Source organism: Streptomyces sp. CoH27 (assembly GCF_020181035.1).
Classification (GTDB): Bacteria; Actinomycetota; Actinomycetes; order Streptomycetales; family Streptomycetaceae; genus Streptomyces; species Streptomyces camelliae.
The window spans coordinates 77543-99959 of sequence record NZ_JAIQYY010000016.1 but is presented as its reverse complement, the minus strand read 5'-3'; the positions used below and the strand labels follow the sequence as shown (position 1 = coordinate 99959).

Genomic DNA, 22417 nt, shown 5'->3' with positions numbered 1-22417 from the left:
TGCCGCCGGCGACGTCGTACGGCCCGTCCAGCGACCGCACGGCCACCTCGGCACCGGCCTGCCGGTGGTGCCGGACCAGGGCCTCGGCCAACGGGCCTCCGCCCGCATCGGCGAGAACCAGCACCCGCCCGCCCCCGCCGGAACCACCGCCCGCGGATGCCGCCTCCACCCACCGCGGCACACTCAGCAACCCGGCAGGCGGCACCACCGGAACCACCTCCGGCACACTGCCCACCACGCCGGGCTCGCCGCCTACGACGACGGCCGCCGGTCGACGCCATTCCGCCGCCGCGGGCACTGCCACAGCCGGGTCGGACACCGCCGACGCGGACGCCGGCCTGCGCCACTCCCCCGCCGTCCCTGTCGTGTGTCCCTCGGTCCCCGTGCTCGTCGGCGGGTTCCCCTCCGCCTCCCCGGGTGCCGTGGTGGCCGTAGCCGGGCCGTGGACCGGGACGGGGGCCGGGGCGGGTACCCAGTAGCGGGCGCCCGTGAAGGGGTACGTGGGGAGGCTCACCCGGTGGGGGTGGGCCGGGGCGGGCCAGACGGTGGGGGTGCCCTCGGTCCAGTGGCGGGCCGTGTCGTGCAGGGGGGTGCCGGACAGGCCGGGGCGGATCCCGTGCCGGGCGAAGTCGTCCAGGCGTGCCAGCAGCCGCTCGGTGTCGTGCTCGACGAATGCCACGCGTACGGGGAACTCGGTGCGGCCCACCTGGAGCGTGTGGGCGGTGTCGGCCAGGGACGGGGCGCCGGGAGCGGCCAGCGTGTCCCGCAGCCGCGCGGCCATCTCGCGCAGCCGGTCCTCGTCGCGGGCCGAGAGCGGCACCACCACCGGCCGGTCCGGCTCGGCGGGGGACGCCGGGCGGGCGGCGGGCCGCTCGGCCGGGACGTACTCCTCCAGGACGAGATGCGCACCCGCCCCGGTCGCGCCGAACGAGCTGAGCCCCGCCCGCCGCGGCCCCTCGGGCGGGGCCGGCCAGTCGGCCGTCTCCCGCTGCAACCGGAACGGTGTGCTGTCGAGGTCGAGCAGCCGGTTCGGGGTCTCTGCGTGCAGCGAGGGCACGAGTGTGCGGTGGTGCAACTGCAGCGCCACCTTGGTCAGTCCGGCGATCCCGGCGGCGGACTCGGCGTGGCCGATGTTCGACTTCACCGAGCCGAGCGCGCAGAACCCGGTGTCCCGGGTGCCCCGCGCGAACGCGGTGACCAGTCCGCGCACCTCCACCGGGTCGCCCAGCGCGGTGCCGGTGCCGTGCGCCTCGACGTAGCCGATGGAGCGGGCGTCGGCGCCGGCGTCGGCGAGGGCGGCGGCGATGACATCGGCCTGCCCGACCGGGCTCGGCACGCTGAATCCGCTGACGGCGCCCACGTGGTTGACGGCGGACCCGCTGACCACCGCGTAGATGTGGTCCCCGTCGGCCTCCGCGTCGGCGAGGGGCTTCAGGACGACCGCGCCCACGCCCTCGGCGGAGACATAACCGTCACCGCCCTCGCCGAAGGAGCGGCAGCGCCCGTCGGAGGAGTGCATGCCGACCATGCCGTAGGTGCGGTACTTCCCCGGATGCAGCGAGAGGTTGACGCCTCCGGCGATCGCTACGTCGCACTCGCCGCGCCGCAGGCTCTGCACGGCGAGGTGGACCGCGGTCAGCGACGAGGAGCACAGGGTGTCCACGGTCAGGCTCGGGCCGTGGAAGTCGCAGACGAAGGAGACCCGGTTGGCGATCTGGCCCTGGTTCAGGCTGAGCGGCACCGGCGTGGCCGCCTCGGCCCCGACGAGCGTGTAGTCCTTGTGCATCGCGCCCGCGAAGACACCGACCGCGCGGCGGCGGTGCGCGCCCCTGGCCGCGGCGAGGCCGGCCGGGGTGTAGCCGGCGTCCTCGATCGCCTCCCAGCAGGTCCGCAGGAACCAGCGCTCCTGCGGATCGGTGATCTCCGCCTCCTGCGGGGAGATCCGGAAGAACGCGGCGTCGAACCGGTCGACATCGTCCAGGAATCCGCCCCAGCACGACGTTCCGTCGCCGGCGGGGTCCGCCCAGCGTTCGGCCGGCACCTCGCGCACCGTGTCGCGGCCCGCCTTGAGGTTCTCCCAGAAGGCGGCCAGGCCGGCCGCGCCCGGGTAGTGCCCGGCCATGCCGATGACGGCGAACCGCTCGACGTGCGCGGCGGGCAGCCGGCGCCGCCGCAGCTGCGGGCGCTCCAGCGGTCGCCGCCCGGCCGGGCCGTCGTAACCGGCCAGCACGGCATGGGCGTTGGTGCCGCCGTCGGCGAAGCTGGACACGGCCGCGATCAGCGGCGCGCCGTCGGGCCAGGGCAGCGCCGCCCGCGCGAACCGCAGGGGTACGGCGTCGAAGTCGAAGTGCTCGGGTGGCTGTTCGCCGCTGAGGAAGGGCGTGATGCGCCGGTTGCGCAGCATCAGCACGGTCTTGATCAGCCCGGCCACGCCCTCCGCGCACTGGGGGTGCCCGATGTTCGGCTTGACCGAGCCCAGGTAGCAGGGGGCGGAAGCGGTGCCGACGGGGCGGTAGACATCGGCGATCGCCTTGAGTTCGATCAGGTCGGGTACGGCGGACCCGGCCGCGTTGGTCTCGATGTGCGTCACGTCCTCGGGACGGACCCCGGCCCGGGACAGCGCGCGGAGCATGACGGAGCGCTGTGCGGCCGGGTTGGGGGTGGCCGGCCCGGCGGTGCGGCCGTCGTTGTTGACGGCGACCGCCTTGATCACCGCGTGTACACGGTCCCCGGCGGCGCGGGCCGCGGCCAGCGGCCGCAGCAGCAGCACACCGACGCCCTCGGCCGGGGTCAGGCCGCCGGCCCGGCGGTCGAAGACATGGAACTCCGGTCCGGTGTTGAGCAGTCCCCGGCGGCCGAACAACCGGTGGCCGCCCGCGTCGGGCAGCAGGCCCACCCCGGCGACCACGGCCGCCTCGATGTCGCCCGAGCGCAGCGCCTGGACGGCCTGCTGGAGCGCCACGAGCGCCGAGGAGCAGGCGGTGTCCACCACCACGCCGGGGCCGCGCAGGTCGAAGTGGTGCGACAGGTTGGCGGCGAGGTAGTTCTGGCCGATCGCCACCACCGGGTTGCGGCTGCGGTCCAGCACGGTCCGGCTCGGGTGGTGCCGGCTGCGGCCGCCGACGTAGACGCCGATGTCACGGCCCTTGACCTCCTCGGGCCGGTACCCGGCGTCGCACAGGGCGAACAGCGTCTCCTCCAGCAGGAGCAGCGCCTGCGGGTCCATCGCGGTGGCGTCCGCGTCGGAGAGATGGAAGTGGGCCGGGTCGAACCCGTCGAGGTCGAGCAGGCCCGCCATGAGCCCCTCACCGTCACGCCAGCGCCCCGGGGGCACCGGTCCCAGCGCCGACCGTCCCTCCGCGAGCAGCCGCCAGTAGCCGTCGAGGTCGGGGGCACCGGGGAAGCGGCCGGACATGCCGATCACGGCGATGTCCCCGGCCTCGTGATCCGACGCACCGTCACCGGCCCCCTCGGACACGGCGGCCACGCCCCGGCCACCCCCCACGGCCCCGTCGGCGGCAACCACCCGGCCGGCACCGAAGCCGGACGGCTCACCCGCGGCGAAGACGGACAGCTCACCCGTGGCGGACGCGGACGGCTCCCCCAGGGCGGACGCGGACGCCCCACCCGCGACGGACACGGGCCGCTCACCCAGGGCGGAGGCGGACAGATCGCCCGCGGCGGACGCGGACGGCTCACCCATGGCAGACACGGACGACCCACCCGCGACGGACACGGACGGCCCGCCCGTCGCGGACGCGGACAGCGTGCCCGCGGCGGGGCCGAAGGCCGTGAGCAGTTCGGGGCCGTGGGAGGTGGCCAGCCAGGTGGTGAAGGCGTCCACGGAGGGCTGTTCCACCAGGGCGTCCGGCGCCGGCTCGACACCGAGCCGGTCCCCGACCCGGCGCAGGATCTGCACGGTCATGATCGAGTCGGTGCCGTAGTCGGCGATCGGCACGTCGGCCGAGAGGCGCTCGCGGTCGTAACCGACCAGTTCGGCGAGCTGGTCCAGGATCCAGGAGGCGGCGGCCGCGCGGGCGCTCGCCAGGTCACCGGTGAGCGCCGGTGCGCCCGCCGTCCCGGCGGCGGGCCTGGTGGCCTGCGCGTCCGGTACGGCGCCGTCGCCGGCCCGCGTGGTCAGCAGGCGCGGGCTCCAGCGCTCGTCGACGACGGCCGGCAGGACCACCGGTCCGGCGCCGGTGGCCAGGATGTGGTCGAGCAGCCGCAGCCCCTGCTCGGCGGAGAGTTCGCCGAGGCCGGTCGCCCGGTAACCCGGTCCCGGCCGCTCCGTGCCCATGCCGACGCCCTGCCAGCTGGGCCAGGCGACGCTCACCAGGGGCAGCCCGTGCGGCCGCCGCCGGGCCACCGCGTCGAGGTGGGCGTTGGCCATGGCGTAGTCGCTCTGCCCGACCGCGGCGGCGGGCACCAGCGAGGCCACCGACGAGAACAGCACGAAGAACCGCAGGGGTTCACCGGCCACGGCGTCGACGAGGGCGTCCACTCCGGCCGTCTTGGGCGCCAGCACCGCGCGCACGGCGTCGACCGGCTTGCCGACGAAGGCCAGGTTGTCTCGGTCCACCAGCCCCGCCGCGTGCAGAACGCCGCCGATCGGCCCGAGGTCCCGGCGCAGCCGCGCCAGCGCCCCGGCGACCGCCGCGGTGTCCGTGCCCAGCGGCAGCGAGAGCACCCGCAACCGGCCGCCCTTCCCCGCCAGTTCGCGCTCCAGGGCGCGCAGCGCGCCCAGCTTGCGCCCGAGCGGCGTTGCGTCGTCGTACCGGTCCCACTCCTCCTGCGGCGGGAGCTGCTCACGGCCCGTCAGCACCACGGTGCGGGCGCCCCACCGGTCCACCGCGTGCCCGGCCAGCGCGAGCCCGATGCCCCGGGTGCCGCCGGTGATCAGCAGGACCTCGTCGGCGGGGAACCGGACGGGGGCGCCGGGGGCGGCGGGCAGCTCGGTCAGGGCGGCCCGGTGCCGCACGCCGTCCAGGTACGTGACCTCCACCTCGTCGCCGGTGTCGGCCAGTTCGCGGGCGACCAGCCCGGCAAGCCGCGGATCGGCGGGGTCGGCCTCCAGATAGCGGGAGCGCAGCCGGCGGTACTCGTGGCCCAGCATCCGGTACAGCCCGGCGCGGGCGTCACCGGTGCCGACGCCGAGCAGCGTGGCCGGCCGGCCGGCCATCCGCTGCAGCGCGGGCAGCCATTGGTCCAGGTCGGTCCCGCCCAGGTCGACGAGGGCGTCGAACCGGTCGTCCAGCTCGGCGGCGGACCCGACCGCCACGGCACCCGGCAGACCGGCGGCCAGCCGCCGCGCGGGATCCGCCGGGCCCAGGACGGCCACTGCTGCCGGGGCCCGGCCGGGACGGGTGCCGGCCGGCTCCCAGGTACGGCCCAGCAGGCGCGTACCGGGCGGCGGCGCGGTCTCGTCGAGCCGCTGGGCCACGAACACCTCGCCGAACGCGTCGGGTTCGGCCACCGGCCGCCAGACCTCGGCGAACCCGGCGTCCCGCAGCACCTCCTGCCAGCGTGCGCCGGTCAGGATCGGCGCGCCCGGAGTGCGGACCTCGCTGTCGTCGTAGCGCCACCAGCCGTCCAGCAGTCCGAAGGTCAGGGTGAGCACGGCCGACTTGCGGGTGATCTCGTTGACCACCAGCAGCCCGCCCGGCCGCAGCGCGGCGGCGAGGTTGCCGAGCACCCGACGGATGTCGCTGGTGGCGTGCAGCACGTTGGTGGCCACGATCACGTCCAGCCCGCCGCCGGTGAGCCGCTCGCCCGCGCCGGGCTGCTCCACGTCCCAGCGGCCGTAGCGCAGATACGGCCGTCCGGCGCCGAACCGGCGTTCGGCCTGGTCCAGGAAGGCCGGGGACAGGTCGGTGTACCAGTACGCGAGGTGGGCGGCGTCCGCGTCCAGCCTGGGCAGGACGACGGCGGTGGTCCCGCCGGTGCCGGCCCCGACCTCGGCGAGGCGCACGGGCTGCGTGGGCTCGGCCGCCCGGCGCTGCCGTACCGCCGTGGCCGTCACCTCGGCCACGACCTCGTTGAGCCGGTCGGCGACCGGGTTGCCCTGGTACACGGCGGTGAGCTTGGCCATGGAGCCGCCCGGGAAGAGGACGTCGGTCGCGGCCAGCGCGCCCGAGAGGATCTCGGGCAGCCGGTCGACGCACTCCTCCACCAGGGAGAGCTGGGCGTTCCAGTACGGGTCGGCGGCGCAGCGCTCGCGGACCGCGCGCCAGCCGGAGTCGTCGTACGCGCCGTGGGCCACCGGTTCCAGCGTGCCGTCCGCGTGCGCCCGGAGCAGTCCGGCCGCGGTGAGCATCCGGACCGCCTCCTCCAGCCAGCGCCGGTAGGCGTCCTGCACGGACAGCCGGTCTGCGAGCCGCGCAAGGGTCGTCACCGCCCCATCGGCGAACGCCCCGGCCACGCTCAACCGACCGAACACCTGCCCGGCGACGAGCAGGTCCAACTCCTCGGCCGACAACAGCCCCGGCACCACCGCAGGCGGCACGACCACACCCGCGCGCAGCCGGTCCAGCCCGGAGACCGGGGCCGGGCCCGGGTCGGAGGCCGGAGCCGGGCCCGGGTCGGAGGCCGGAGCCGGGCCCGGGTCGGAGGCCGAAGCCGGAGCCGGAGCCGGAGCGGCGGTCGTCGGGAGGCTGTCGGAGTACTCCCCTGCCAGATGGACCGCCAGATCACGGACGGTGGGGAATTCGAACAGGAGCGTCGGCGGGAGGGTGCGGCCGAGGGCCGTCCCGAGGTCCTCCACGAGGGCGAGGACCTGTACGGATTCCAGCCCGAGCTCGTAGTAGCCCGCGGTGACCGGGATCTCCCGCGGCTCGCGGCCCAGGGCGTCGGCGAGCAGCCCGCGCAGCAGGTCCTCGGCCACGCCGACGGTCCCGGCGGGGTCCGTCCCCGCCTCGCCCGTACCCGGTGCGCTCCCCTGGCCGGCGGCGCCCGCGGGCCCGGTCGGCGTGGACCGCACGGCCTTGCTCGACAGGCCCGACAGCTCGGCCACCTGACGTCCCTCCTCGTCGAAGAAGTCCAGCGACAGCCGGATGATCTCGCCCCGCCGCTCCACCGCGTCCCGGCGGACCCGGACCGTGCGGCGCCCGGTCAGCGGTCCGGCGGTGCGGAACGAGGCGATGTGCAACGGCAGATAGGCCCGGCCCTCGGTGTCCAGCAGCGCGCCGGCCGCGACCGCGGCACCGAGCAGCAGCGCCGGGTGGGCCAGGTGGCCGTCACCGGGCGGGGCGGCGAGGTCGGCGACCAGCTGCCCGGCGTCCTGCCGGAACGACCCCTCGGCGCGTACCGCGCCCGAGTACACCTGCCCGTTCGCCGCGTCCCGGTCGTACACCTCGGACAGCGGACGCGCCGGGCCGTGCGGCCGGGTGGTGAGCCGGCCGGTGAAGTGCGACGGGTCGCCCGCGACGGCCTCGGCGGTGGCGCGGACGCCGCCGAGGCCGTCGGTGACGGTGACCCGCCAGCGGCCGGACCCGGCCGGGGCGCAGTGGATCCGCGCGGTCACCGGCGCGTCCGTCGTGTCCAGCGGCTGCACCACCGTCAGGTCGCGCAGGGTGAGGCGGTCCACGGGAAGTCCGTGCTCGGCGAAGACCCGCGCGACCAGGTCGCAGTAGGCCAGGGCGGGCAGCAGCGCGCGGCCCTGCACCCGGTGCCCGGCGATGACCGGCGTCCGCGCGGACAGCACCGTCTCGTGGACCAGCTCACCCTCCGGCAGCGGAGGCACCACGGCCGCGGCCCGCACCGACGCGGCACGCACCGACGCAGCGGCGGGCACCCAGCAGCGCTCCCGGGCGAAGGGATAGCCGGGTACGGCGACGGGGGGCCCGTCCTGCGGCCAGTGCACGTCCGAGCCGCGCACCCAGGCGGCGGCCAGCTCGTGCGGGGTGCGGTCGGCCGGAGGCGCTGCCGGGCGTACGGCGACCCCGGTGCGGACCTGGGGCGAGGCGGCGCCGGAGAGCTGCGCGTCCAGCGCCTTCAGCAGGTCGTCGACGGTGTCGAAGACGACGGCCAGCCGGTGGGGCATGGGTTCGCGGCTCTGCAGGGTACGAGCCAGCCGGCCGGGCGGCGTGTCCCGCCCCTCGCCGCGCAGGAACCCGGCGATGCGCTCGGTGTACGCGGTGAGGCGGTCCGCGTCCTTCGCGGACAGCACGCACACGTACGGTGCCTCGTCGCGGTCGGCCTGCTCGGTCGGCACGTACTCCTCCAGGATCACGTGGGCGTTGCTCCCGCCCGCCCCGAAGGCGCTGACGGCCGCGGTGCGGGGCAGCGGGCGGCCCGTCGCATCGCGGCGCGGCGCCCACGGGGCGAGGTCGCGCTGGATGTGGAAGGGGGTGGCGTCCAGCCCGAGTTCGGGGTTGAGGCGTTCGGCGTGCAGGGACGGCACCAGCTCGCCGTGGCGCAGCTGCAGCAGCACCTTGGTGAGGGCGGCCATGCCCGCGGCGGCCTCGGCGTGTCCGATGACGGACTTCACCGAACCGATCGGGATGCGCACGTCCCGCAGGTCGTGTCCCTTGAAGGCGCGTGCCAGGCCGGCGATCTCGACCGGGTCGCCGAGCGCGGTGCCCGTGCCGTGCGCCTCCAGGTAGTCCAGTTCGGCGGGGGTCAGCCCGGCCCGGTCGAGCGCGTCGCCGATGACCACGGCCTGCGCCCGCGGATTGGGCACGCTGTAGCCCTTGCCGGCGCCGCCGTGGTTGACGGCCGAGGCCCGAACCACGGCGAGGATCCGGTCGCCGTCCGCCTCCGCGGCGGACCGGCGCTTGAGCAGTACCGCGCCCACCCCCTCGGCGGGCACGTAGCCGTCGCCGTCCGCGCCGAAGCTGCGGCACCTGCCGTCGGTGGACAGAAAGCCGCCCTTGGCCAGTTGCAGGTACTTCAGCGGATGGCTGGAGACGTTGACCCCGCCGGCCACCGCGACATCGCAGTCGCCGGCCCGGATGGCGGCGCAGGCCAGGTGCAGCGCGGTCAGCGAGGACGAGCACATGGTGTCGAGGGCGATGCTGGGCCCGTCGAAGCCGTAGAAGTACGACACCCGGTTGGCCACCGACGCGTACGACGAGGAGGTGGCGGCACCGGTGCCGCGCAGCGCCTCCTCGACGCCGTACAGCTGGTAGTGGCCGTACATGAGTCCCACGAAGACGCCGGTGCGGCGGTCGGACAGGGCGGCCCGGGAGGTGCCGGCGTCCTCCAGCAGGTGCCAGACGGTCTGCAGGAACAGCCGCTCCTGCGGGTCGATGTGGTCGGCCTCCGCCTTGGACATGCGGAAGAACATCGGGTCGAAGGACTCGACGTCGGACAGCCAGCCGCCCCACTTGCCGTAGGTCTTGCCCGGGGTGTCCGGGTCGGGGTCGTAGAACCGGTCGTGGTCCCAGCGCTCGCGCGGCACCTCCTCGACGCAGTCCCGGCCCGCCCTGAGGTTCCGCCAGAACTCCCCGAGGTCGTCGGCCTCGGGGTAGCGGCCGGCCACACCGACGATCACGATGTCGTCGCGGTCGTGGCGGGAGGGTATGGCTGCTTGCACGGTCGCGGTACGCGGGGCCTCGGCAGGGAGCGCACGGGCGACAGGCGCGGCGGGGGCCGGTTCGCCCGCCCGGTCGGCGCCCAGCAGCGCCCGCAGCGGTTCGGCGTGCTCCTCGGCCAGGTGGCCGGCGAGTTCGCGGGTGGTGACGTACTCGAAGAACAGCGTCTTCGGCAGCGGCCCGAAGTGCTCCTCCAGCCGCCGCGTCAGGCTGAGCACCAGCAGCGAGTCCACGCCGTAGTGGTCGAACGGCTCGTCCTCGGCGATGTCCTCCGCCGCGGTCTTCAGTTCCTGGGCGAGCAGCCGGCGCAGGAACTCCACCGCGCCCGCCCGCAGGTCCCCGCCGGACTCGGCCGGTTCGGCGGGTGCGGCGGGTGCGGCAGCCGGGGCCGGCGGTACGGGCTCCGGGGCGGCGTCCGCGCGCCGCAGGGCCGCGCCGATCCGTGCAGCGTCGCCCGCGGTGAGCAGGACCCGGGTCGTGCCCCGGGCCAGGGCGGCCTCCAGCGCGTCGAGGGCCGCTTCGGTGCGCAGCGGCTCCATGCCGAACGCGCGGCGCATCGCGCGCCGGCCCTCGGCACCGAGGGTCATGCCCCCGTCCTGCCACAGCGACCAGTCGACGGCCAGGCCGGGGCCCGGACGGCGCTGGAGGTAGTGGGCGAGGAAGCTGTTGGCGAAGGCGTAGTCGGTCTGCCCGGTGTTGCCGAACACAGCCGCGGTGGAGCCGAACACGACGAAGTAGCCGGGCTCGTCGCCGCGGGTCGCCTCGTCGAGCAGCACCGTGCCGCGCACCTTCGGCGCGAGCACGGCCTCGGCGTCCGCGTCGCTCTTGTGCAGGAGCAGGGCGTCGCGCAGGGTCCCGGCGGCGTGCACCACACCGGCCACCCGCCCGAACCGGTCCCGGGCGGCGCGCACCGCCCGTGCCACGTCGGCGGGCACGGTGACGTCGGCCCGCACGTGCAGCCAGCCGTCCGGCAGCGGGCCGGCCGGTTCCGACCGGCTGACCAGCACGATCCCGGCGCCGGGATGCCGGGCCGCGATACGGCGGGCGACGTGCAGCCCGAGCCGGCCCGACCCCCCGGTGATCAGGTGGGCGCCCTCGCGGGCGAACGGCGAGACGGCCGGAGCGGGCAGATCCAGCGGGCGCCAGGCCCGGGTCAGGCGGCGCCGGCCGTCCCGGCGCAGCTCCGGCCGGGCGCCGGAGAGCAGCTCGGCACGGACCAGTCCGGCGAGGTCGCGCGGGGAACCGGTGCCGCCGGTGCGGGCCACCACGCTCATCCGGATCCCGGGGTGTTCCTGTCCGACCGACCGGGCGAAGGCGTCCAGGGCGGCGTGGGCGGCGCCGGTCGCGCCGGGCTCGTCGTCGTGCACGTACAGATAGCGCAGCGCTCCGCCGCGTCCGGCGATCCGGGCGCGGCACACGGCCAGGGCGCGGTGGAAGCCGCTGTGCAGCGCCTCGTCGAGGTCGCTCCCGCCGGCCAGGTGCACCAGGTGCGAGGCGCCCTCCGGGTCACCGGTGCGGATGTCCCACTCCGGTGCCAGGGCGGCCAGTTCCGCCTGCAGCGCCTCGGCGCGGCCGTCCCCGGTGCCGAGGATCACCAGCCGGGTCACCTCGCCGTGCGCCGTGGCGGGTTCGTCCGCCGCCTCCTGCCACACCGGTTCGAAGGCGTGCGTCTGCCGGGCGCCGCCGGGTACGGGCCGCAGCACGAACCGCTCGATCCGCGCCAGCGGGGTGCCGTCCTCGGCAGCCAGGGTGATGTCGAACGCCTGCCCGTCCGGACCCCGTTCCCCGGCCACGGCGTGCACCAGGCAGATCTCCGGCCAGTCGGCGGCCGGGTCCGGTGCGAACAGCCGTACGGCACCGATCGCGTAGGGCAGCTGGGGCGTGGAGCCGTCGGCCAGCCAGCCGGCCGTCTGCAGGGCGCCGTCCAGCAGGGAGGGGTGGAAGGCGAACCGCTGGGCGAGGCCGGGCCGGCGCAGCACGGCCAGCGCCTCGCCGTCGCCGAGCCGCAGCTCCGTGAGGACCCGGAAGGCGGGGCCGTAGTGGAAGCCCACGCCGGTGAAGCGGGCGTAGCACTCCTCGGGGGTACGGCTGTCCCGGCACCGCGCGCGCAGCGCGGCCACGTCGAGCGGTGCGGGAGCGCCGGTCCCGCCGGCTTCCCGCTCGTCGAGGTCATCGAGGACCAGCCGTCCGTGCGCGTGCGGGTGTTCGCCGGCGATCTCGAACTCCCCGGACGGTGCCACCGTCACCCGCAGCTCCTGATGCCGGCCGGGCGGCAGGGTGAGCGGGGCGGCCCATACGACGTCCTCGACGCGCCGGACGCGGGCCCGGCCGTGGGCGCGCTCGCCCGCCTGCCGGGCCAGTTCCAGGTACAGCACGCCGGGCAGGACCAGATCGTCGCCCACCCGGTGGTCGGTCAGATAGAACTCGGTGCCGGTGAGGCGCCGGACGAAGGCCGTGCTGCCGAACGTCGAGACGTTCTCGTCCAGCAGACCGCCCTCGTCGTCCGCGGTGTGCCGCGCCGCCGCGTCCCCTGGGGCGTCGAGCCAGTGCCGTACGGGCTCGAACGGGTAGGCGGGCAGGGCGATCCGGCGGGCGGGCGGCAGCGCGGACCAGTCGATGTCCTCGCCCTCGGTCCACAGCTCGGCCAGGGCAGGCAGGTCGCGCTCGGTGGCGAGCGCGCGGACGAAGTCCCGCCAGGCGGTGCCGGAGACGGCCGAGGTACCGCGCCGCGCGGTGCGGGCGTCGCCGCGCAGCACACCGGGCTCGGTCCGGCCCTCGGCGCAGGCGTCCAGGACCCGGAGCAGTCCGGCCCGGTCGCGGGCGACGAAGGCGATCCGCTCGGGCATGCCCTCGCGTCCGACGCGCAGGGTGTGGGCGACGTCGGCGAGCGCGGGCCGCTCCCGGCGGACGAACGCGGCCAGCCGGCGGGCCCGTTCGCGCAGGGCGCGCTCGGTGCGGGCGGACAGGACGTAGAGGTCCTCGCGCTCCGGCTGGTCCTCGGCACCACCGCCCGGGGTGTCCAGGGTGTCCGGGGTGCCCGGGGCCTCTTCGAGGACGACGTGGGCGCCGGCGCCGCCGAAGCCGAACGAACTGACCCCGGCCCGGCGCGGCTGGGGCCTGCCGTCCGTGTCCGTCGGGGCGGGCCAGGGACGAGTGCTGTCGACCACCTCGAACGGGCTCTCGTCCAGGCGGACGTACGGGTTGCGCTCCCGGAAGTGGAGGCTGGCGGGCAGGGTGCGATGGCGCAGTGCCAGAACCACCTTGAGCAGCCCGGCGATGCCCGCGGCGGCCTCCAGATGGCCGATGTTGGTCTTCACCGAGCCGATCCCGCACACCGGTGCGCCGGGCCGCGCGGTCCGGCCGAGCCGGCTGAACGCCTCGGTCAGACCGGTGACCTCGATGGGGTCGCCCAGCTCGGTGCCGGTGCCGTGCGCCTCGATGTAGCCGACGGTGCCGGGGTCGACTCCCGCGGCCCGGTAGGCCCGTTCCAGCAGGTCGGCCTGGGCGTCCGGGTTGGGCGCGGTCAGCGAGGTGGTACGGCCGCCGTGGTTGACCGCGGTCGCCTTGACGACCGCCGCCACCCGGTCGCCGTCGCGGCGGGCGGCGGCGAGGTCGCGCAGGACGACGACGCCGACTCCCTCGCCGCGCACATAGCCGTTGGCGGAGGCGTCGAAGGCCTTGCAGCGCCCGTCGGGGCTGAGCATCTCGCCCCGGCTGAGCGCGGCGTACAGGCCGGGGTCGAGGATCAGGCTGACGCCGCCCGCGATCGCCAGGTCGCAGCTGCCGTCGCGCAGCGCCGTGACGGCCTGGTGCACGGCCGTGAGCGAGCTGGAGCAGGCGGTGTCCACGGCGAGGCTGGGGCCGCGCAGGTCGAGCACATAGGAGATCCGGTTCGGGATGACGGACTGCGCGGCTCCGGTGAGGCTGTGGGCCTCGACCGCATGTCCGGTGGCCCGCTGGAGCTGGGCGTAGTCGGAGTTCGTGGTGCCGATGAAGACGCCGACCCGGCGGCCGCGCAGGTCGCAGGGCCGGTACCCGGCGTCCTCCAGGGCGGACCACACCACCTCCAGCAACAGCCGCTGCTGCGGGTCCATCAGCTCCGCCTCGCGCGGCGAGATGCCGAAGAAGGCGGCGTCGAACCGGTCCACGCCCGACACGAAGCCGCCCCAGCGCGACCGGGACACGTCCGCGTGCGCACGCCAGTCCCAGCGCTCGGCCGGAATCTCCCCGACCAGGTCGTGCCCCTGGACCAGGTGGTCCCAGAACTCCGCCAGATCGGCCGACCCGGGCAACCGGGCGGCCATCCCGACGATCGCGATGTCACGGACGGCACCGTCCGGCGAACCCGGGCTGCCGGACCCGCCCACCGGCAGCGGGGCCCCGGAGACGTCCCCGACGCTCGTGGCGCCGACGGACTCCAGGGCGGCCGGCTGGTTCCCGGGGGCCTGGGTGTCCGTGGCGAGGTGGGCCGCGACTGCCGCGACGGTCGGGTGGCGGTAGAACAGCGTGGGCAGCACCTCGACGCCGTACTGCTCGGTGAGCCGGGTGCTGAGCGCGGTGAAGCTCACCGAGTTCATGCCGAGTTCGCCCAGCGGGACGTCGTACGCCACCTGCTCGGCGTCCATGTCGAGGAGCTCGGCGACGAGCCGGGCCAGGTCGTGTGCGCCGATCGCGGGCGTCCGGGCCCCGGTCGGCACCGGGCGGGCGAAGGCAGGGGCGGCGGGGGCGGCGGGACGTTCGGGCTGCTGGGCCGCGCGCAGCCGCTCCAGCGGTGCGTCGCGGAGTGTGCCGCGGTCCACCTTCCCGTTGAGCGTGTACGGCAGGGCCGGCACGGACACCAGTACGTCGGGGACGAGATAGTCGGGCAGCCAGGTGCCGAGGTCCTCGCGGCGTGGCAGGGGCGCGTCGTCCGCCGGTACGACGAAGGCGTACAGCGCGTTGTCGCCGCCGACCGGGCGGGAGACCACCGCGGCCTCGCGCACCCCGGGCCGGGCCCGCAGCACCGCCTCCACCTCGCCCGGTTCGATCCGGAAGCCGCGCACCTTCACCTGGGTGTCGAGCCGGCCGAGGTACTCGATCCGGCCGTCCGGGAGTGCGCGCACCAGGTCCCCGGTGCGGTAGCGGCGTTCTCCGTCCACGGTGACGAACCGTTCCTCGGTCAGCTCGGGCCGGCCCAGGTAGCCGGTGGCGAGCCCGGCGCCCCCGATGTACAGCTCGCCCGGCACGCCCGTGGGGACCGGCCGGCGGCGGGCGTCCAGCACGTGCAGGGTGGTGTTGGCGATCGGGTGGCCGATCGTGACGCGCTCGCCGGGGACGAGCCGGCCCACGGACGACCAGATGGTGGTCTCCGTCGGCCCGAACATGTTCCACACCTCGCCCGTCCGGGCGAGCAGCCGCTCGGCGGTGTCCTGGTCCAGCGCCTCTCCCCCGCACAGCGCCTTCAGCCCGGGGCTGCCGCGCCAGCCGGCCGCGAGCAGCATCTTCCAGGTGGCGGGCGTGGCCTGCATGACGGTGGCGGGGCTGTTCTCCAGCAGGCGGCGCAGCAGCACGCCGTCGCGGGCCACCTCGGCGGGCACGATCTCCACCCGGGCACCGGTGATCAGGGGCAGGAACAGTTCGAGGGCCGCGATGTCGAAGCAGACGGTGGTGAGCGCGAGCAGGTGGTCGCCGGCCGACAGACCGGGTTCCTCGGCCGTCGACAGCAGGAGGTTGGCCAGCGCGCGGTGCGGCACCTGGACGCCCTTGGGGCGGCCTGTGGAGCCCGATGTGTAGATCACGTACGCGGGGTCGTCGGGGACCGGACCGCGAGAGCGGACGGCGGGGCCGGCCTCGGCGTCGGGGCCGACGGTGGGCGCGGACGTCTCCTCGGCGGGCTCGTCGAGCCGCAGCACGGGGACCCCGAGCGGGGGCTGGGTGCCGGAGCCGGTGAGCAGCAGGTGCAGTCCGGCGTCCTCGGCCATGTAGCGCAGCCGGTCCTCCGGGTAGCCGGGGTCCAGCGGCACATACGCGCCGCCCGCCGTGAGCACGCCGAGCAGCGCGGCGAGCATGTCCACGGACCGGTCGACCAGCACGCCCACGGTGCGCCCCGGCCGCACGCCGTGCCGGCGCAGCCGGGCCGCCAGCTCCTCGACGCGCTCCAGCAGCCGGCGGTACGTCAGCTCGGTGCCGGCGTCACTCGCGGCCACCGCGTCCGGGGTGCGCCGGGCCTGGGCGGCGAACAGCTCCGGCAGGAGGGCGTCCGCGGGCCAGGTGCGGCGCGCCCGCCGCACCTGCTCGCCGTCGCGGCGGCGCTCCGCGGGCGTGCGCAGGGACAGCCGGTCGAGCGTGGCGCCGGGCTCGGCGAGCGCGGCACCGGCCAGCGCCTCGAAGTGCGCGCCGAAGCGCCGCGCTGTGTCCTCGTCGAGGAGGTCGGGGTCGTACTTCAGGCAGTAGCGGGCACCGTCCTGCTCCTCCACCACCTCCAGGGTGAGATCGAACTCGCCCTCCTGGTGCACGCCCGGGAAGACGCCGGTCACGGGCGCGGTGCCGGTGCCGGTGTCCGCCCAGTTCTGGAAGTAGAAGGCGGTGTCGAACAGGCGCTGGGCGCGCAGGTCCTGGGCGAGCGTGAGCAGCGGGTGGTCGCCGTGCTCCAGCGCGTCGAGGACGGTGTCGCGCACCGAGCGCAGCAGGCTGCGGAAGTCCTGCTCGGGCGCGATGTCGCAGCGCAGGACGACCATGTTCACGAAGTAGCCGACCACGTCGGCGTATTCGGGCGAGGGCCGCCCGGTGACCGGGGTGCCGACGTCGAGGCGGTCCTGTCCGCAGTAGCGGTGCAGCAGCGCCGTGTACGCCGCGAGCAGCACACAGAAGAGGGAGGTGCCCTCCTCGTCGGCGAGCCGCTTGGCCCGGCGGACGAGGGAGCCGTCGAGCCGCCCCTCGACGGACGCGCCGCGTCCGCCGGGCACGGCGGGCCGCGGCCGGTCCCAGGGGAACCGCAGCTCGGGGCGGTCCCCCGCCAGGCGCCGCAGCCAGTACGCGCGCAGCCGCTCGCCGCGTTCGGAGGCGGCCAGCCGCTGCTGCCAGGCGACGAAGTCGGCGTACGAGCGCTCGGGGTGCCCGGCCGGAGGTGTTCCCCGGTAGAAGGCGGACAGTTCCCGCAGGAAGACGGCGATGGAGACGCCGTCGAAGACGATGTGATGGAAGACCAGCACCAGTACGTGCCGGCCGTCGGGCGGGGTGAGGACGGCGGCCCGCACCAGCGGCCCGGCCGCCAGATCGAAGGGTTCCCGGGCGAGCAGCCGCGCCTCCTCCCGGAGCGCCGCCTCCTCGTCCGTGTCCAGCCGCCGGTGGGTGAACGGCAGCCGCAGCCCCGGCTCGATCCGCTGCCGGTCACCGGTCACCCGGGCCCGCAGCTGCTCGTGCCGGTCGACCAGGGCCTGCAGTGCCGCCTGCAGGACGGCGAGATCGGTGTCCGGCTCCAGCCGGAACGCCAGCGGCAGGTTGTAGGCGTACGTGCCGGGGCGGGTGCCCTCGATCACAGCGAGCGCACGCTGCCCGGCCGAGAGCGGGAACTCCCGGACGACGGCCTGCACTTCGGCACCGGGCGCGGGCGCGGGAAGCTGCGGGGCAGCGCCGGACGCCGGCCCGGGAGCCTGCTCCACGGCGGCGGACGCGGACGCGAAGGCCTGCACTTCGGCGCCAGGCACCGGCGCGGAAGGCTGCGAGGCCGTGTCGGACGCAAGCCCCGGAGCCTGCACTTCGGCGGCGGACGCGGACGCGGGGGGCGCCGAGGTGGGGTCGGAGGCCGTCGGCGGTTCCAGGGAGTCGGCCAGGTCACGCAGGGTGGGGTGGAGGAGCAGGTCGCGCAGCGGGACGCGGATTCCCAGGCTCTCCTCGATCGCCGCCGCGACCTTCATCCCGCTCAGCGAGTCGAAGCCGTAGTCGGACAGCGGCCGTTCGGTGTCGAGGGACGCCTCCAGCTTCAGCGTGCGTTCCACGATCTCCGCGAGCCTCGGCAGCAGGGTGCCGCCGGCCGGCCGGGCGGCCGACGGGGCCGGCCGGGTGGCGGGAGCGGCCGGTGCCGGGTCCGCCGGGGCGGTGAGCTCGGCGGTCTGCGCGACGATCACGTGCTGGCCGAGGGGAAGGCCGCGGTCCAGGACGGCGGCGTCGGCGAATCCTTCCTCCAGCACCAGGCGCTGCCAGGTCGCCGCCGCGGCGAGCGGGGCGTCCGGTATGCGCAGGCCGGCGTCGGTGAACGCCCACCAGCCCTCCAGGACACCACCGGTGACGGTGATGCTGCTGCGCACCGCCGTCAGCTCGTTGAGCACCAGCCGGCCGCCGGGGCGCAGCAGCTCCCGGGCGGTACGCAGGGTGCGGCGCAGGTCCGAGGTGGCGTGCACCACGTTGGTGGCGACGACGACGTCCGCCATGCCGGGCGTGAACCCCTGGTCTGCCAACGGCCGTTCGAGGTTCAGGGTACGGAAGACGACGAACGGGAAGGTGTCCGCGAACCGCTGCTCCGCCGCGTCCAGGAACTGCGGCGAGATGTCCGTGAAGACGTACTCGGCGCCGGGAACCTCGCGGAGCACGGGCAGGACCCGCTCGGTCGTCGCGCCCGTACCGGCGCCGAGTTCCACCACGCGCAGCCGCTCGGTGCGGGCCGGTCCGGACAGGCGCGGGCGCGCGTACTCGGCGACGGCGTGGGCGACCAGTTCGTTGAAGGAGTCCGTGAGCGGGTTGCCCCGGTAGAAGTCCTGGACCAGGTCCATCGAGGCGTCCGGGAACATGACTTCGGTGGCGCCGACCTCGCCGCGCAGCACCTCGGGGTAGCTGCGCAGGAACAGCCGGGTGAGCGTGACCGTGGCCGCGATGTCCGGGTGGTCGGCGGCGATGCCGTCGAGTTCCCGCTCCCAGTCGTCCGGGCCGCCGCCGTCCGCGGCCGGCAGCACCTCCACCGCGTCACCGCGCACGGCCACCTGGCCGGCGTCGGCGAGGACGTTCAGCAGGGCCCGGTGCAGCCGGCGGTACTTGGGCAGGATGCCGAGCCGGTCGGCCAGGGCGGCCACGTCGTGCCGCTCGCCCGGCCGCAGCGGGGCTCCCATCCGCCGGTAGACGCCGAGCAGGGCCCGGTCGCACAGGGCGGCGAGCCGGTCGTAGCCGCGCAGTACGGCGGTGGCGCCGGGGTCGGCCGGTGCGGGGCGGCCCAGACGGCGGGCCAGCTCCGACGGGCGGTACCCCAGGGCCTCCAGGGCACGCCGGCCGGCCCGGATCGGCAGGATCTGCACCGGGCCGTGCACCAGGACCCGCTCCAGGGCGTCGAGCCCCTCGTGCACCGGGAAGGCGTCGATGTCGGCCCGCTGGAACACCTCCCGCAGGCCCGGCTGCGCGCCGGAGCCGACCTGCCCCCAGTAGCCCCAGTTCACGACGTGCACCGGGTACGGGCGCGTGGCGGCGAGCTGCCGGCCGTAGGCGTCCTGGAAGGCGCTCGCGGCCACATAGGCGGCGTTGCCCGCGGCGCTGACGAAGGAGCCGACCGAGCTGAAGAAGACGAGGAAGTCCAGGGGTTCGCCGTCCAGGGCCTCGGCCAGGGCGACCGAGCCGTCCACCTTGGCGGCCAGTGCGGCGCGCAGTCCGGCGGCGTCGAGTTCGGCGAGGGTGCTGGCGTTGAACGTCATGGCCGTGTGGAAGACCCCGTGCAGCGCGCCGAAGTGCTCCCTGGCCTTCGCCACGGCCGCGCGCAGCGCACCGGGGTCGGCGGCGTCGGCCGTCAGGTGGAGGACCTCGCCGCCGGCCTCCCGCACGCGGGCGATGGACCGCTGCTGCTCGGGCCCCAGGGCGCCGCGGCTGATCCAGACCAGGTTGGCGCGGAACCGGCGGGCGAGGTCCTCGGACAGCACCCGCCCGATGCCGCCGGTGCCGCCCAGCAGCAGATACGTCCCGCCCTGGCGGTAGGGGGAGCGGTCGGGCCGGGGCAGCGGGCTGTCCACGAGCTGCCGTACGTACCGCCGGCCGCCGCGCAGCAGTACCGCACGGCCGGCCGGGTGGGCGGGCTCGGCGAGGATCGCGGCGAGCGCCTGCCCGGGGTCGGTGTCCTGCACGTCGACGCAGGTGATGTCCAGGTCGGGCCGTTCCGCGGCGAGCACCTGGACGAAGCCGAGCAGGGCCGCTGCGGACGGGGTGTCCTGGTGGGCGCCCTCGGTGACCACGGTGAGCCGCGCGGCGGCCGCCTGGGTGGCGAACAGCGCGAGCACGCCGTCGCGCACCCCGGTGTCCAGGTCGCCTGGGCGGCGCATGGCGCCCAGGTGGTACAGGTGCGCCACGGGTTCGGTCAGCAGCACGGCCGGATCGTCACGGTCCAGCCGGATCAGCCGCGCCCCGGGGTGACGGCGGAGCAGAGCCTCGGCCAGCGCGCCGGGCTCCCCACCGGTGAGTACGGCCACCGCCCCCCGGTCCGGCCCGGCCACCCCGGCCGACGTCAGCTCCTCGGGACACCACACCGGCTGCAGCACCCGCATCTCCCGCCGCCCCTCCGAGGAGGCGTCCACGGCCACGTCCTGCCCGGCATCGTCCGCTACGGCCACCGGGCCCACCCCTGCCCCCGCCAAGGCCCCGGGCCCCGCCACGGCCTGCCGCACATCAACCCCCGCGGACACCCCCGCTGCAGGCCCACCCACGGCCTGCCCGGCGTCAGCCGGCACTGTCGCGCGTACCACGCCTGCCCGTACCGAAGACGCCGCTACCGCCACCCGCTCGCCCACGTCGGTGCCTGCGGGCGCGGCCGGTGCCTGCGTGGCCGTCTCCGTCCCGGACCGTGTGTGCAAGGCCGTCGGCGCGGCGAGGCGTGCGGCGTCGGGTACGGGCAGCCAGTAGCGCCCGCGGGCGAAGGGATACGTCGGCAGGCCCACCCGGCGGGCGCCGGTGACGGGCCAGGGGGCGCGTGCGCCGTGGGTCCACAGCCGGGCCGCCGTGCGCAGGTCGCCGTCGGCGAGGGCGCGGGCGAGGCGTTCGTCGGCGTCCGGCTCCGCGGTGCGGCGGGCGGCCCCGGCGTCGTGCAGCTCCACGCCGGTCTCCGTGCCCCGGGCCACGGCCCGCAGCACCGTGCGCAGTTCGGCGAGGTCCCGCGCCGGGAAGGCGAGCCGCACGTCGAGCTGCTCGCGGCCCACGCGCAGGGTGTGGGCGACGTCGGCGAGGGCGAGGTCCACCGCCGCGCCGGGCGCCAGGTCGCGCAGCGACGCCGTACCGGGGACGGTCCGCTCCAGCCCCAGCCGTTCGCTGAGCACGGCGAGTTGGGCGGGCGAGCAGCCGTAGTCCGCGAGCGGGGTGTCCGGGTCCAGGTCCTGCGGCCGTACCCGCAGCACCTCGGCGGCCGTGCGCGCGCTCTGCGCGAGGGACATGCCGTCGGCCGGGCGGCCGTCGAGGAAGTCGGCGAGCTGCCCGGCGTAGGTGCGCAGCCGTTCCTCGTCGAGGGCGGAGAGCACGACGAGTTCCGGGCCGTCGTGCTCGGGGGCGGCGGCCGGCTCGCCCCGGTACTCCTCGACGATCAGGTGGGCGTTGGCGCCTCCGCCGCCGAAGGAGCTGATGCCGGCGCGGCGCGGGAACTCCCGCTCCCGCCCGTCGTCGTCCCGCAGCACCGGGCGCGGCCAGGGCGCGGCCTCCTGCTGCACACGGAAGGGGGTTCCGGACAGGTCGATGTCCGGGTTGAGCCGTGCCGAGTGCAGGGACGGCGGCAGCATGCCGTGCCGCAGCTGCATCAGGACCTTGGCGAGTCCGGCGATGCCGGCGGCGGACTCCAGGTGGCCGATGTTGGACTTGACCGAGCCGATGGCACACGCGGGCCGGTCCTCGGCCGGGCCGGCGCCGAGCAGCCCGTCGCGCAGCCCGGCGATCTCGATGGGGTCGCCGAGCGGGGTGCCTGTGCCGTGGGCCTCGACGTAGGTGACGGTGCGCGGGTCGACGCCGGACCGGCGCAGTGCCGCCCGGATGACCTCGGCCTGCGCCTGGGGGCTGGGCACGGTGTAACCGCTGGTCCGCCCGCCGGAGTTGATCGCGGAGCCCTTCAGCACGGCGTAGATCCGGTCGCCGTCCGCCTCGGCCGCGCGCAGCGGCTTGAGCAGGACCGCGCCGACGCCCTCGCCGTCGACGAATCCGTCCGCGTGGGCGCCGAAGCTGCGGCACCGGTCGCCCCGCGAGATCATCCGACGGTCCGCCAGCATGCCCAGGTGCTCGGGATGGAGGATGAGGTTCACCCCGCCCGCGAGGGCCGTCCGGCACTCGCCCCGGCGCAGGCTCTCGCAGGCCAGGTGGATCGCGGTGAGCGAGGCGGAGCAGGCGGTGTCCACCGTCATGCTGGGGCCGCGCAGGTCCAGCGCGTACGACACCCGGTTGCTGATCGACCAGTGCGGGGCGCGGGCGTTGGTGCGCAGGCCGAAGGCGTCGGCCCGCCCGGCCAGCCATTCGTAGTCGTTGTTCATCACGCCGGCGAAGACACCGACCGGTCCGGTTCCGGCCAGGCCGCGCGGCGCGTATCCGGCGTCCTCGGCGGTCGCCCAGGCGGTTTCGAGGAAGAGCCGCTCCTGGGGGTCCATCTCCTCCGCGTCGGAGGGCGAGATCTGGAAGAGCAGGGGGTCGAACCGGTCGACGTCCGCCAGCCACCCGGCCCACTTGCTGTAACTGCGGCCGTCCGCGCCGTCGGGGTGGTAGTGCTCGTCCGCCGCCCAGCGGTCCGCGGGCACCTCGCCGATGCAGTTGCGACCGTGCAGCACATTGCGCCAGAGGTCCTCCGCTGTGGCCGCGCCGGGAAACCGCCCGGCCAGCCCGATGACGGCGATGCCCTCGACCTCGGCCCCGGGGGCGGCGGTCTGCTGCACGGAGGCCAGCAGTTTCAGCAGAAGTGCGCGCTTGTCGTCCAT

1 protein-coding gene (only partly in view) is annotated in these 22417 nt (G+C 75.9%); it reads right to left on the bottom strand.

Features of this window, described 5'->3' with window-relative positions; translation table 11 throughout:
• A protein-coding gene (locus LE548_RS26770) for a non-ribosomal peptide synthetase (RefSeq protein ID WP_308030641.1) crosses the window boundary here: on the bottom strand, positions 1–22417 show its 5' portion. 1649 nt of this gene lie to the left of the window's left edge; 22417 of the gene's 24066 nt are visible here — the first part of the coding sequence; the start codon lies at positions 22415–22417; the stop codon falls past the left edge of the window.